The sequence below is a fragment of the Glycomyces salinus genome, assembly GCF_016428645.1.
Lineage (GTDB): Bacteria > Actinomycetota > Actinomycetes > Mycobacteriales > Micromonosporaceae > Glycomyces > Glycomyces salinus.
Genome location: NZ_JAELXW010000017.1, coordinates 79556 through 91293 on the forward strand (window position 1 = coordinate 79556; position 11738 = coordinate 91293).

Annotated in this window: 15 protein-coding genes; 7 read left to right on the top strand and 8 right to left on the bottom strand. The window is 68.0% G+C overall.

What is annotated here, in order from left to right:
- The first annotated feature begins 141 nt into the window (after nucleotides 1-141).
- The 4 genes from JFB92_RS06995 to JFB92_RS07010 all read left to right on the top strand — a co-directional run bounded on the left by JFB92_RS06995 (nucleotide 142) and on the right by JFB92_RS07010 (nucleotide 3206).
- On the top strand, nucleotides 142-441 hold the full coding sequence (locus JFB92_RS06995; RefSeq protein ID WP_199036372.1) for a hypothetical protein: 300 nt from the start codon (nucleotides 142-144) through the stop codon (nucleotides 439-441).
- Nucleotides 442-529: 88 nt separating this feature from the next.
- Nucleotides 530-1273, top strand: coding sequence for an ABC transporter ATP-binding protein (locus JFB92_RS07000; protein WP_199036380.1), 744 nt, complete (start codon nucleotides 530-532; stop codon nucleotides 1271-1273).
- Complete coding sequence (locus tag JFB92_RS07005) at nucleotides 1270-2550, top strand: hypothetical protein (protein WP_199036382.1); 1281 nt, start codon at nucleotides 1270-1272, stop codon at nucleotides 2548-2550. Before JFB92_RS07000 ends, JFB92_RS07005 begins: the two co-directional genes overlap by 4 nt.
- Entirely contained in the window at nucleotides 2544-3206 is a 663-nt protein-coding gene (locus JFB92_RS07010; RefSeq protein ID WP_199036384.1) for a hypothetical protein, read from the top strand. Before JFB92_RS07005 ends, JFB92_RS07010 begins: the two co-directional genes overlap by 7 nt.
- A 137-nt stretch (nucleotides 3207-3343) precedes the next feature.
- Here the strand turns inward: JFB92_RS07010 and JFB92_RS07015 are convergent, their stop codons facing one another.
- Nucleotides 3344-3598, bottom strand: coding sequence for a DUF397 domain-containing protein (locus JFB92_RS07015; protein WP_199036386.1), 255 nt, complete (start codon nucleotides 3596-3598; stop codon nucleotides 3344-3346).
- The gene (locus JFB92_RS07020; RefSeq protein ID WP_199036388.1) at nucleotides 3592-4416 is read right to left on the bottom strand and encodes a Scr1 family TA system antitoxin-like transcriptional regulator; all 825 of its coding nucleotides are present in this window, start codon (nucleotides 4414-4416) and stop codon (nucleotides 3592-3594) included. Before JFB92_RS07020 ends, JFB92_RS07015 begins: the two co-directional genes overlap by 7 nt.
- A gap of 267 nt (nucleotides 4417-4683) precedes the next feature.
- Between JFB92_RS07020 and JFB92_RS07025 the strand changes: the two genes are divergently transcribed.
- The 3 genes from JFB92_RS07025 to JFB92_RS07035 are packed head-to-tail and all read left to right on the top strand — an operon-like array spanning nucleotide 4684 to nucleotide 5421.
- Nucleotides 4684-5019, top strand: a complete 336-nt coding sequence (locus JFB92_RS07025; RefSeq protein WP_199036390.1) for a hypothetical protein — start codon at nucleotides 4684-4686, stop codon at nucleotides 5017-5019.
- Nucleotides 5012-5260: a hypothetical protein gene (locus JFB92_RS07030; RefSeq protein ID WP_199036391.1), complete on the top strand. Its 249-nt coding sequence runs from the start codon at nucleotides 5012-5014 to the stop codon at nucleotides 5258-5260. The genes JFB92_RS07025 and JFB92_RS07030 overlap by 8 nt, the downstream gene beginning before the upstream one ends.
- The gene (locus JFB92_RS07035; RefSeq protein ID WP_199036393.1) at nucleotides 5257-5421 is read left to right on the top strand and encodes a hypothetical protein; all 165 of its coding nucleotides are present in this window, start codon (nucleotides 5257-5259) and stop codon (nucleotides 5419-5421) included. The genes JFB92_RS07030 and JFB92_RS07035 overlap by 4 nt, the downstream gene beginning before the upstream one ends.
- 158 nt (nucleotides 5422-5579) lie before the next feature.
- On the opposite strand, the gene JFB92_RS07040 is transcribed toward JFB92_RS07035, so the two are convergent.
- From JFB92_RS07040 to JFB92_RS07065, 6 genes are all read right to left on the bottom strand, one after another.
- Nucleotides 5580-6980 carry an ATP-binding protein gene (locus JFB92_RS07040; protein ID WP_199036395.1) on the bottom strand — a complete coding sequence of 467 codons (1401 nt, stop codon included), beginning with the start codon at nucleotides 6978-6980 and terminating at the stop codon, nucleotides 5580-5582.
- Nucleotides 6981-7055: 75 nt separating this feature from the next.
- Entirely contained in the window at nucleotides 7056-7793 is a 738-nt protein-coding gene (locus JFB92_RS07045; RefSeq protein ID WP_199036396.1) for an SDR family NAD(P)-dependent oxidoreductase, read from the bottom strand.
- A 1-nt stretch (nucleotide 7794) separates the two neighbouring features.
- Entirely contained in the window at nucleotides 7795-9069 is a 1275-nt protein-coding gene (locus tag JFB92_RS07050; RefSeq protein ID WP_199036398.1) for an enolase C-terminal domain-like protein, read from the bottom strand.
- 2 nt (nucleotides 9070-9071) lie between these two features.
- Nucleotides 9072-9902 (bottom strand): fumarylacetoacetate hydrolase family protein, encoded by an 831-nt coding sequence (locus tag JFB92_RS07055; RefSeq protein ID WP_199036400.1) that lies wholly within the window; start codon nucleotides 9900-9902, stop codon nucleotides 9072-9074.
- Nucleotides 9899-10750, bottom strand: a complete 852-nt coding sequence (locus tag JFB92_RS07060) for an amidohydrolase family protein (RefSeq protein ID WP_199036402.1) — start codon at nucleotides 10748-10750, stop codon at nucleotides 9899-9901. Before JFB92_RS07060 ends, JFB92_RS07055 begins: the two co-directional genes overlap by 4 nt.
- The gene (locus JFB92_RS07065; protein ID WP_233162560.1) at nucleotides 10747-11727 is read right to left on the bottom strand and encodes an aldo/keto reductase; all 981 of its coding nucleotides are present in this window, start codon (nucleotides 11725-11727) and stop codon (nucleotides 10747-10749) included. The genes JFB92_RS07060 and JFB92_RS07065 overlap by 4 nt, the downstream gene beginning before the upstream one ends.
- Nucleotides 11728-11738: the final 11 nt, after the last annotated feature.

Below are 11738 nucleotides of genomic sequence, written 5' to 3' on the forward strand. Positions count from 1 at the left end.
GCGCCAGGCGTCCGAATCGAGAAATGCGAGGCATCGCCGTCGCGGCCCTCGATCCAAGAGATCGTAGCAGGGCCGGGTCGGCGTGCCAGGAAGGAAACTCGAGTGAAGAGTCTCAAACGAACCATCATGCACACGGCAGTCGTGCTTGGTCTCACAGTCGGCGGCGTCGGCGTCGTCGCCTCCGCGGCGAACGCGGCCTCCTACACCAACGAGGTCTACAACTGCTACGGCATCATGTGGAACACCGACTGGAACCAGAACTGCGGCAGCGGTGGCGCGGACGAGGCCGGTTACTACTACACGAAGGTTGACTGCACCGGCGCGGACAATACACGGGATCTCGACAAGTACCGCAGGGCGGGCAACAGCACCTCGTACGACGGCGACGACTGCATCTTCGGCATCAACTACGACGAGGCGTTCACCAACTGGAGGGACTAGTCGGTCGGCCGGAGCCGAGAAACTCGCAGGAATCGGCCGGGCCGTTCGCATGGTGCGGACGGTCCGGCCCCTCTCGGAAGGCACTGTCTTGATCACAGGATCACAGCTGACTCAGGGGTACGGCACCCATATCGTGTTCAAGGGGCTCGACATACGCCTCGGGACCGGAGTCACCGCCCTGCTGGGGCCGAACGGAGCTGGAAAGAGCACGCTGCTGAGGACCCTCGCCACGGTCCAGCCGCCACGGTCCGGGAAGCTGACTTTCGACGGCGCCGCTATCGACTCTGAGGCGGCGGCCCGGAAGGCCCGTCGTCAGATCGGGTACCTCCCGCAGCGGACCGGGTTCGAACCTGGGATGCGGTTGCGGGACTTCGTCGAGTACGCCGCATGGCTGCGCGGGCTGCCGAGCGGCGAGTGGCGTTCGGCTGCCGAGGAGGCGATTTCCCGTGTGGGGCTCTCCGCCCGGATCCGTTCCCGGCTCGGGCGGCTCTCCGGAGGCATGCGCCAGCGAGCGGCGGTCGCCTGGGCGATCGCGGGAGGCCCGAGACTGGTGATCCTCGACGAGCCGACTGTGGGACTCGATCCCCAGCAGCGCTTCCGGTTCCGTGAGATCGTCGAATCCCTGGAGGACACGGCCGTCATTCTGAGCACGCACCTGATCGACGACGTGGACGCCATAGGCGACCGGGTGCTCATCATGGGTTCCGGCCGGATCATGTTCGACGGCACCGTGGCCGAGCTCAAGGACGAGGACGACGATTCTGCGCCCGGCCATACTCCCCTCGAACGGGCCTACATGAGCCTTCTGCCGGAACAGGATCGCGAGAAGTGAGCGCGCTGACGCTGACGCTCCGGACGAGCCCGGCTCGATACGCGGCTCTGCCGTTGAGCCTGATCGGCATCGCCGTCCTGTTCATTCGGACGGACTACTGGATGGGCATATGGCCGGAGGCGGGCGCGGCCGCGCAGACCGCCGGGTACTTCATCAGCCTGTTCGCCGCCGGAGTGGCCGGATGGGCGGCCGCCGCGCCTTCGAAGAACGGTATGGACGAGCAGTTCGCCGCCGCGAAGGTACCCGGCACGACGATCGAGGCCGCCCGGCTCGGCGCCGCCCTGATCTGGGTGGCCGCGCCATACGGGCTGACTGTGGCTGGTGCGGTGATCGCGACCGTCGCAAGCGACGGTTTCCCGAGCGGCTTCCCGATGTTCCTGTCGTACACGCTCATCGGGCTTGTGCCGATCGCGCTCGGCACGGCATGGGGGTGGCTGGTCGGCAGGGCGTTCCCGCCGATGGTCGCCGCGGTGTCGGCGCTGCTCAGTTGGCTGATCGTGAGTTACCTGCTCCTGGTGTTCGCCGACGGCGTGGTCACGGTGTCCGGTCCGCCGTGGATCGCCGTGGACAGCGGCTTGGTCGCCTTGCGCCTCGGCGCCGCCGTGCTGCTGGCGCTGGCGGTCTGCATGCTGCCGAGGTTGAAGCGAAGGATCGCGGTCCCCGCGGCCGCGATCGCGGTGTCGCTGATCGCCGTCGGAGCGTCGTTCTCCACCACGGTGCTTTACGACCGCGCCGTCCCGGCCGACGAGGACCTGGTCTGCTACACCGGGGAGATCGAGTACTGCCTGTGGCCCGAGCATGAGAAGTACCTGGAGCTGGTCGAGACCGTCGATGCGAACGCCGCGGAGCTGCCCGGTGTCGTCGAGCTCCCCGAGCGCATGGTGGACTACCGTCTGTCCGGTGAGGAGCTGTACTGGATGGAGATGGGGCCCGAAGGCGATGTCGACAAGGAGTTCGACTCCGAGTTCGATATCTCCGAGGGCAGTGTCTGGGCGCTGGCCATGGGTGTCTCCGACGGGATACAGCGAGTGACCTTCGAGGGCTGCGATCGGGATCTCTACGATGATCCGGAACTCGGACCCGCGATCGAGCAGTTCGGTGCTTGGCTTGAATACCGGCTCGCGGGCGGCGGCAGCGTCGACTACACCACCACGGCACCGCGCGACATCCAGGAGGCGTGGGCGGAGGGCCGCGAGATCGCGGCCGAATGGCCCGAGGCCGAGCAGACCGCCTGGGTCGAGGATCTCCTAGATCGAGCGAAGGTCGAGTATTGCTGAGCGGCGGTGACCGGACCGAGTTCCGGCGGATGGCCGCGGCCTACTTCATGGTTCGCAAGGGCAAGTGGCTGATCGGCGTCGCCATCTCGGTCGCGGCGGTAACGGCGCTGATCGGGGAGATGACCGCGAGTCTGCCCGCGGCCGACGCCTCGGGCGGCGGTGACATCCCGATGTGGCGCATGCTGGGGATGAGTTCGGCGCTGCTGGCGGTTTCGACGCTCAACCAGCCGCTCGGTGAGCTGGAGGACGCTGCGGGTCAGGCGTGGCATCGCGTCAGGGGCCTGGTATTGGCTGCTGTGTTCCTCGGCTCGAGCCTGCTGTTCTTGGCGGGTGCCTGGATCGCGGCGGGGAGTGAGATCGTGCCGCTGGTGGCCCGGGCGCAATTCGGCTGGCTCGGGATCGCCCTGTTGTCAGGCCGGATTCTCGGCCAGCGGCTCGCCTGGGCGGGCCCGTGCCTGTTCCTGGCCATCGCCATCTACTGGGGATATGCCACGGACAGTGGTCCGCGATGGTGGGAGTTCACCGCGCTTCCACCAGGGAATTCGGCGGGGGCGTTCACGGCCTTCGGAATCTTCGCGGCCGGGGTGGCGGCCTTCATCGCCACTCCGTGGCGTACGAAGCGCCTCCGGTCTCTGCTCTTCTTCCGGAGCTGGTGAGGAACCGGCGGAGCGGTATGGCATGTCGGTGGTGAGGCGTGAACGGCGCAGGATCGCGTAGGAGGCGCGTGCTGAGGTTGCAGTAGGAATGCGGCCCCCGCGAAGCGGGGGCCGTGATCGGTTCGGGCGGGTCGTTCTCAGGCGCTGTGACCCTCATGAGTCAGAAGCGCGCGCCAGGCGGCGGGAGAGGCGTCGAGGACCGGGGAGGTGTCTCCGAGCTTGGTGTCCCGTACCTGAACAACGCCATTGTGGGCACGGACCTCGACGCAGGCCCCGCCTTGGTTATCGCTACGAGACGATTTCTTCCACTCGGCAGTGAGGAAACGCGCCTCGACGCAGGCCCCGCCTTGGTTGTTGCTGCGGGAGGACTTCCGCCATTCGTTCGTTAGCATCGCTCTGCTTTCCACTCGTCCAGCGGCACGGCCAGTGCCAACGTGTCAGAGAATACGCCACGGCAGCGTGCGACCTGATCTTTGGAAGCTTCGTATTGAGCGCCTAGCGGGCCTTCGTGGTACACGACATCGGGGGTAGCGGGATCATCGAACGACATGATCATGTACACCCCGCCCATCGATGGGTGGAACAGCTGGGTCGGCAGCACGTAGATCTCAACGTTGTCGCGCTCGCTGTCCTCCGACATCCGAGCCAACTGATCCTCGAAGAGGGGCATCCCATCCATGCATATGAGCGATTGCTCTGCCTGGATGACGCGTAGCCTAAGACTGCTGTCGGGGTTCTCCAGAACCGTCCGGCGGCGGTATGCACGGAAGTCCAGCGCGCGCTCCTTCTGGTCTGGTGGCATGGTTCGGTTCGTGTCCATGATCGCGCTCGCATAGGCCCTGGTCTGCAACAGGCCCGTGATATAGGCGCCCTCATAGATGTCCAGTGCCGAAGCCTGAGGTTCGAGCTGCGTGAGCCTACTCAGCCACTCCGGGCCCTGGTTCTGCCAGCGCGAAGGGTCTCCGAACCGAATCTCCCGGCATTGGGCCTTGGCTTCGTCGATCACGTATTGCGGCGCGCCATAGTCTCGCAGCCACTCCGCGACCATCGCGGGCTCCATGTAGCCGCGTTCGCCGCGCTCGTAGGAGCGCAGGATTTCAACCGAGGTGCCGAGGAATGCGGCGGCGTCCGTCTGGTTGAGCCCCTTGAGCTCTCGGTACTTCACCAGCGTTTTCGCCACTTGAGAGTGCAGGAAGCTCGGAGAAGGCATGCCCACATGATGCCAGCAGCGAAGTATGAGCCGTCTGTCAACTTCCCGTCACAAGATCAATGTGATTCGCGGATGGTCTTGCCGATTGCCGATTCCACATGCCGAAGCCGATCGGCGTTTCCGGGTGCGAATTGCGCCTGATGTCCGCGATGGCCGAACCCGATCTTGTGTCGTGCGCTGACCTGCCCATACGTTGGTTTTCAGTAGAGGGCGCGGCCGTCTTGCTGACCTGTCGGCCGCGCCCCGCCTACGGAAGGAGACCACGACATGACCGCCAAGGCAGACTCAGATTCGCCAAAGAAGGGCGTCGTCCGGCGCGGTTCGTTCTCGGACGGCGCCGGATCGACGTTCCACGTCTTCGCCTCCAGCGCAGACGCTCCCGGCGCCCTGTTCGTCCACTACGAATCCAACCGCGCCGACGCGGTACTGATCGTCACCGGCCTCAGCTCCGGAAACCTCCACGCCTCCTGGGGACCGCGCTGGCGCGCGGCCGCACGCCCCTGGCAGCGCTGGTGCCAAGGGGCCGCCCTCCATGTCTTCTACAACGGCGGCGAAGCCGTCCCTGCCACCGCCACCGGACGGGCCCGCGTCTGCGATGGATGACCAGTACATCGGGGAGTTCTTCGACGAGGCTGCCGCAGTTGTCTTCTCGGTCTTCCGGGTCACCTCGGAACCCGACCTCTACAAGGTGACCGGCTACGACGGAAGGAACGCAACGGTGGTCTGCACCTTCCACCCCGGCTCCGAACCCGAATGGATCGGCCGCTGGCAACGCCACAAGCGCCGAGGCGCAATAACGGAGACGGCGACCAGGATCGCCCGAGGAGAGCAGAGGCGGACATGAGCGACCCGACCCAGCCGCCCGACCGCGACCGGCGATCGGAGCCCGAAGGCGAGCCCTTCCCGGTCGACGGCACTCCCTTCGACGTGGCCCTGTGGCAGGTGCGCCACAAGCACGACGGCACTCCCCGCCGCGCCTTCTGCGGCGGCACCGACCCCGAATGAGACCCGGGCGGAGCACAGCGCGGATTCCTTCCCGGCGCGCGGCCCCCGTCCGTCCCGAACGCTCAGTACCCCTGCCCGGGAATGATCGAAGGGTTGCTCATGTAGTTGTGGAAGTTGTTGAATTCCAAGTCGAGCGCTTCTCTGGTGGCGTCGATCCGCTATTCGTACACGTCGGCGGGTTCGACCAGCTTCAGCTTGTCGTCGTCGGCGGCGTGGCGGCGCAGTCGTTCGCTGAAGCCGCTGCGGGAGAACAGGTACCTCATCGGCTGCTCGACCCGTCGCTCGATGTGCGGGATGAGCCGGTCGAGGAGGTTCAGTTCGTCGAAGTCGACTTCGTTCGAGGTCCACTTGCACATGCCGACCGATGTGGCGCGCTGTTCATGGTCGACGCCGACCACGTCGATCTCCCTCGTCTCGACCCGGCGGCCCTCCCCGGTAGGGACGTTGCCCCACCAGCGGCCGACCCTGGCCACGTCCACGGCGTTCAGCAGTACGTGCTCCTGGCACACCTCCTCCCACGCTTCGGATACGAAGTGGTCGAGCTGTGGAAGGACGGCCCTGTCGAGGTACGCCTCAGCCAATTCGGCGGTGCGAGTGAGCGAACGGTCGGATTCGATGAAGCGGTAGTGGAACCTGAGGAACTGGTCGGCGATGCGGTAGGCCGTCTTCTTGCTCCGCGAGGGGGCGGTGATCGGGCGGAGCTGTTCGACCAGGCCCAGCCGTGCGAGCGTTCGCAGCGCCTTGAGGACCTGAGCCGAGGCCAGCCCGGTGCGGTCGGCGATGGTGCTGTTGCGGTTGTAGCCGTGCGCGATAGCCCCCAGTACGGCGAAGTAGTTCTCCGGATTCGCGATCGATTGGCGCAGCAGCAGCTCGGCCTCGGTGTAGAGGATCCCGGTGGGGCTGACGACTTCTTGGAGCAGGTGGTCGCGGAGCGATTCCGAATCGTCGAACCGCTCCAGATAGTACGGGATGCCACCGCACACCGCGAATGCACGGATTCGGTCCTCGGGCGGGTAGTTGGGATGGAACAGCGATGAGTCCTTCGCCAGAAACGGAAGGACCTTCAGCTGGCCGGTCCGTCTGCCGTACATGGTCCCGGCGAGCACCTCGTCCTCGAAGAACGAGATCTCGCTGCCGGCGATCACCAGAGTGATTGGCAGGTGCCGTCCCGTTTCACGCCACCATACATTCGTCTGCCCCTCCATACCCCGATGCTGGCGGGCCAGGTACTGGAACTCGTCGAGTACCACCAGGGCGGGCTCGTCGCGCGCGAAATCGGCTATCGCGTCGAGTGCCTGACTCCAATCGGTCAACGGACGGCGGGCATAGTCGCGATTCCCGGTGGCACGGGCCAGTTGTTCGCTCAGTCCGCGGAGTTGGTCGAGGGCGGAGCTCGGCGTCGCCTCGAAGTAGATCGAGCGGCAGTCCCGCGCCAACTGCGTCAGAAGTTCGGTCTTCCCGACCCGGCGTCTGCCGTAGACGATCAAGAAATCCGCTCTGGAGGTGGCAGTACGCGCTCGTAGCAGGGCCAGCTCGGAGGTGCGGTTGTGGAACGCCATCCTTCGAGTGTACAGAAGATTATCCTTCTCGGGGTAATCCTGCGCGGGATTATCCCGAGAAGGATAATCTTCAGTTCAGCGGACGAGGCGCAGGCCGGACATGCCGCCGTCGATCGCCACGCTCGTTCCGGTGAGGGACTTGTTGACCGGGTCGGCCAGGTAGACGATCGCCGCGGCGACCTCCTCGGGGCTCACCAGGCGGCCGGTCGGTTGCCTGGCCTCGAGCTTGCGGCGCTCCTCGGCCGGGTCGTCGGCCTGGTCGAGCAGGCGGCCCACCCATGGGGTATCGGCCGTGCCGGGGGCCACCGAGTTGACGCGGATGCCCTCGGCCACGTGGTCGGCGGCCATCGCCTGGGTCAGGGAGTGCACCGCGCCCTTGGAGGCCGAGTACAGGGCCCGCTTGACCAGCCCGGCCGTCGCCGCGATCGAGGAGGTGTTCACGATCGCCGGGGAGTCGGACTCGCGCAGGTGCGGCATGCAGGCCCTCGCCAGGCGCACCATGCCCATCAGGTTGACGTCCAGCACCCGCATCCACTGCTTGTCGGAGTTCTCCTCGACGGTCCCGACCGCGCCCATGCCGGCGTTGTTGACCAGCACGTCGATGCCGCCGAAGTGCTCGACGGTCGCCTCGACCGCCTGGCGCACCTGGTGGTCGTCGGAGACGTCGCACCGGACCGACCAGTGCTTGCCGCTCTCGTTGAGGTCGAGCACGGCGGCGTTCGCGCCGCGGGCGGCGAAGGCGTCGGCGGCGGCCGCGCCGATGCCGGAGGCGCCGCCGGAGATCACGACCGTCAGGCCGTCGAAGTCACTCATGTCAAGTTCTCCATTCTGGACCGTCTGGGTAGGCGAATCGCTGGATGCTCTCGCGCTTGATCTCCGACGAGAATCCCGGGGCCGCCGGAGCGGTGTACCGGCCGCGCTTGATGACCGTCGGCTCGACGAAGTGCTCGTGCAGGTGGTCGACGTACTCGATCACCCGGTTCTCCATGGTGCCCGAGACCGACGTGTAGTCGAACATCGACAGATGGCACACCAGCTCGCACAAGCCCACCCCGCCCGCGTGCGGGCACACCGGCACGTCGAACTTCTTGGCCAGCAGCAGGATCGCCAGGTTCTCGTTGACCCCGGCCACGCGCGCGGCGTCGATCTGCACGAAGTCGACGGCCCCGGCCTGGAGGAACTGCTTGAACATGACGCGGTTGTGGACGTGCTCGCCGGTCGCCACCTTGATCGGGGCCAGGCGGCGGCGGATCTCGGCGTGCCCGAGGATATCGTCGGGGCTGGTCGGCTCCTCGATCCACCACGGGTCGAACTCGGCCAGCGCGCCCATCCACTCCTCGGCCGCGTCCACGTCCCAGCGCTGGTTGGCGTCCACGGCGATCCGCACCCCGGGGCCGACCGCGGCCCGCGCGGCGGCCAGCCGCCGCCGGTCGTCGTCGACGTCGGCGCCGACCTTCAGCTTGATCTGCCCGAAGCCCTCGGCCACGGCCTCGCGAGCCAGGCGCACGACCTTCTCGTCGGAGTAGCCGAGCCAGCCGGGGGAGGTGGTGTAGGCCGGGTAGCCGTCGCGCTCGATCTCGGCGATCCGCTCGGCCTTGCCGGTCTCGGCCCCGCGCAGGATCTCCAGGGCCTCATCGGGGCCGAGCGCGTCGGTCAGGTACCGCCAGTCGACGCAGTCGACGATCCGCTCGGGCGCCATCTGCGAGAGGAACTTCCACACCGGCACGCCCTCGCGTTTGGCGGCCAGGTCCCAGGCGGCGTTGACCAGCGCGGCCGCGGCCAGGTGCATGACGCCCTTCTCCGGGCCGAGCCAGCGGATCTGCGAGTCGTGCGTCAGGCGCCGGTGGAACTCGCCGAGGTCGTCGACCTCGCGGCCGATGACGTACTCGGCGAGCGTCTCGATCGCCGCGCAGCAGATGTCGTTGCCGCGGCCGATGGTGAAGGTGAACCCGTGGCCTTCGCGGCCGTCGTCGGCGTGCAGGACGACGTAGGCCGCCGAATAGTCGGGGTCGGGGTTCATCGCGTCGGAGCCGTCGAGGCTGCGCGAAGTGGGGAAGCGGACGTCCACGACGTCCACGGCGGTGATCATTGTTATCCCTGGACCAGCGGGTTCCGGGTCTGACCGAGGCCGTCGATGCCGACCTCGACGACGTCGCCGGCCTTCAGGTACGGGAACCGGCCCGACAGCGCCACGCCCTCGGGGGTGCCGGTGAGCAGCAGGTCGCCGGGGTCGAAGGCCATGAACTGGGACATGTGGTGGATGATCTCGGCGACGCCGAAGATCATGTCGGCGGTGTTGGAGTCCTGCCGGATCTCGCCGTTGACCTTGGACCACATGCGCAGCTTCTGCACGTCCGCGACCTCGTCGGGCGCGACCAGCTCCGGGCCCAGCGGGGTGAACGTCGGGCACGCCTTGCCCTTGGAGAACTGGCCGCCGGAGCGCTCGATCTGGAACTCGCGCTCGGAGACGTCGTTGGCGACCACGAAGCCGGCGACGCATTCGAGGGCCTCTTCCCGGGAGGACAGGTAGCCGGCCTTCTTGCCGAAGACGACGCCGAGCTCGACCTCCCAGTCGGTGCGGGTCGAGCCGCGCGGGATCTGTACCTCGTCGCCGGGGCCGACGATCGTGTTGGGGTGCTTGTAGAACACGACCGGTTCGGCGGGCGGCTCGGCGCCGGACTCGGCGCAGTGGGCGGCGTAGTTCATGCCGATGCACACCACCGCGCCCGGCCGGGCGATGGGCGGGGCGACGCGCTTCCCGTCGATGTCGACCTTGGGGAAGGAGGCCACACTGGACACTCCGCCGCGGGCCAGGAAGTCCCCGTCGATGTCGCCGTAGAGCCCCGAGAGGTCGTAGTACTCGCCCTCGTGGAGGGCCACCGGGGTCTCAAGGCCGGGCTCGCCGATGCGAAGATATCTCATTTCACTCCTAGCTTGTAGGTCCTCGCCGCCGTGCCGGCGAATATGTCGGGGTCCTCGCGGCCGAGGATCTCGGTGAGCGCCTCTTTCACACGGGAGTAGGTGGCGGCCAGTTCGCATACGGGCCAGTCGGATCCGAACATGAGGCGGTCGGGCCCGAACAGTTCGAGGGCGGTCTGCACGAACGGGCGCAGGTCCTCGGCGCTCCACTGCTCCCAGTCGGCCTCGGTGACCAGCCCGGAGAGCTTGGCGGTCACGTTGGGCTGCTTGGCGAGCGGTCCGACGGCCTCGCGCCAGGCCCACAGGCCGTCGGCGCCGTCGCGGATCCGCGGCTTGCCCAGGTGGTCGAGGACGAACGTCAGCTCGGGGACGGCCTGGGCGGCCTTGGCCGCCGCCGGGAGCTGGTCGACGCGCACGACCAGGTCGAAGGTGGGGACGAGCCCGGCGATGGTCTTCAGGGCGGCGACGACCTCGCCCCGGGCGAGGAAGTCGGCCTCCTCGCGGCCCTGGACCTGGTCGCGCAGGCCCACCAGGTAGCGCACGCGCGGGTGGCCGCGGTAGCGGGCCAGGACGCCCTTGAGGTCGGGGTCGAGCAGGTCGATGTGGCCGACGACGCCGGCGATCTCGGGGACGGCCCCGGCCAGGTGCAGGAACTCGACGGTCTCGGACGGGTGCCCCCAGCCGGCCTCGACCAGGACGGTCCGGTCGACTCCGGCCTCGGCGAGGTTGGCGCGCAGGTCCGCGATGCCGTAGTCGCGGCGGATGGGTTCGAGTCCGGGTTCGGACGAGAGCCAGGGGTAGTCGGCGGTCCAGACGTGGTGGTGAGCGTCTATGACCTGGTACACGGTCATGGAGTGGGTGCCTCCTCGGCCAGAAGCCCGGTCCGCTTGAGCTCGTGCCAGAGCGCGCCGGGAATCGGGTGGGCGAACATCGCGAGGGCGTCGTCGACCTCGGCCGGGTTGCGGGCGCCGACCAGGACCGACGCCACGGCGGGGTGGGCACCGGGGAATTGCAGCGCCGCGGCCCGCAACGGCACATCGTACTTCGCGCACACGTCGGCGATGGCGCGGGCGCGGGCCAGCAGCGCCGGGTCGGCGGCGGTGTAGTCGAAGGTGGCCCGGCCGTCCGGGTCGGCCAGGACGCCGGAGTTGAACACCCCGGCGGCGACCACCGAGACGCCGCGTTCGAGGCACAGCGGGTAGAGCCTGTCGAGGGCCGACTGGTCGAGCAGGGTGTAGCGCCCGGCGATGAGGGCGAGGTCGAAGTCGCCGCGGCCGAGCATGTCGGCGGCGGCCTCGGTGGAGTTCATGCCGATGCCGACCGCGCCGATGCGGCCGGCATCGCGCAGTTCGGCCAGGGCCCGGTAGGTCCCGGCGGCGGCCTCGTCGCGGTGGTCGTCGGGGTCGTGGACGAGTCCGATGTCGACCCGGTCGACGCCGAGGCGGTCGAGGCTGGCCTCGTGGGAGTCCAGGCAGGCCCGGTAGGAGAAGTCGAAGACCGCGGCCTTGCCGCTGTCCTCGGCCCAGATGTCCCAGGGGCCCTCGTGGTCGACCAGGACGCGGCCCATCTTGGTCGAGAGTGTCAGGCCCGCACGCCCCAATGTGGTGAGAGCGCTCCCGAGTCGCCGTTCGGACAGGCCGGCCCCGTAGTGGGGGGCGGTGTCGAAGTAGCGGACGCCGCCGGCGTGCGCGGCGGCGACCGCGTCCGCGGCCACGGCGGGGTCGACCGGGGTGAACAGGCCCCCGAGTGGCGCGCAGCCCAGGCCCAGGGCGGTCACGGACACGTCGGTTCGGCCGAGGCGGCGACGCGGAAGTTCGGGGCTGTCCATGGTCACGAAAA

What these genes read in the sequence shown, in the direction of transcription:
- JFB92_RS07050 (WP_199036398.1), bottom strand. Translation starts at nt 9,069, where the DNA reads ATGATCACCGCCGTGGACGTCGTGGACGTCCGCTTCCCCACTTCGCGC.
- JFB92_RS07015 (WP_199036386.1), bottom strand. Translation starts at nt 3,598, where the DNA reads ATGCTAACGAACGAATGGCGGAAGTCCTCCCGCAGCAACAACCAAGGC.
- JFB92_RS07040 (WP_199036395.1), bottom strand. Translation starts at nt 6,980, where the DNA reads ATGGCGTTCCACAACCGCACCTCCGAGCTGGCCCTGCTACGAGCGCGT.
- JFB92_RS07020 (WP_199036388.1), bottom strand. Translation starts at nt 4,416, where the DNA reads ATGCCTTCTCCGAGCTTCCTGCACTCTCAAGTGGCGAAAACGCTGGTG.
- JFB92_RS07055 (WP_199036400.1), bottom strand. Translation starts at nt 9,902, where the DNA reads ATGAGATATCTTCGCATCGGCGAGCCCGGCCTTGAGACCCCGGTGGCC.
- JFB92_RS07065 (WP_233162560.1), bottom strand. Translation starts at nt 11,727, where the DNA reads ATGGACAGCCCCGAACTTCCGCGTCGCCGCCTCGGCCGAACCGACGTG.
- JFB92_RS07060 (WP_199036402.1), bottom strand. Translation starts at nt 10,750, where the DNA reads ATGACCGTGTACCAGGTCATAGACGCTCACCACCACGTCTGGACCGCC.
- JFB92_RS07030 (WP_199036391.1), top strand. Translation starts at nt 5,012, where the DNA reads ATGGATGACCAGTACATCGGGGAGTTCTTCGACGAGGCTGCCGCAGTT.
- JFB92_RS07045 (WP_199036396.1), bottom strand. Translation starts at nt 7,793, where the DNA reads ATGAGTGACTTCGACGGCCTGACGGTCGTGATCTCCGGCGGCGCCTCC.
- JFB92_RS07035 (WP_199036393.1), top strand. Translation starts at nt 5,257, where the DNA reads ATGAGCGACCCGACCCAGCCGCCCGACCGCGACCGGCGATCGGAGCCC.
- JFB92_RS07025 (WP_199036390.1), top strand. Translation starts at nt 4,684, where the DNA reads ATGACCGCCAAGGCAGACTCAGATTCGCCAAAGAAGGGCGTCGTCCGG.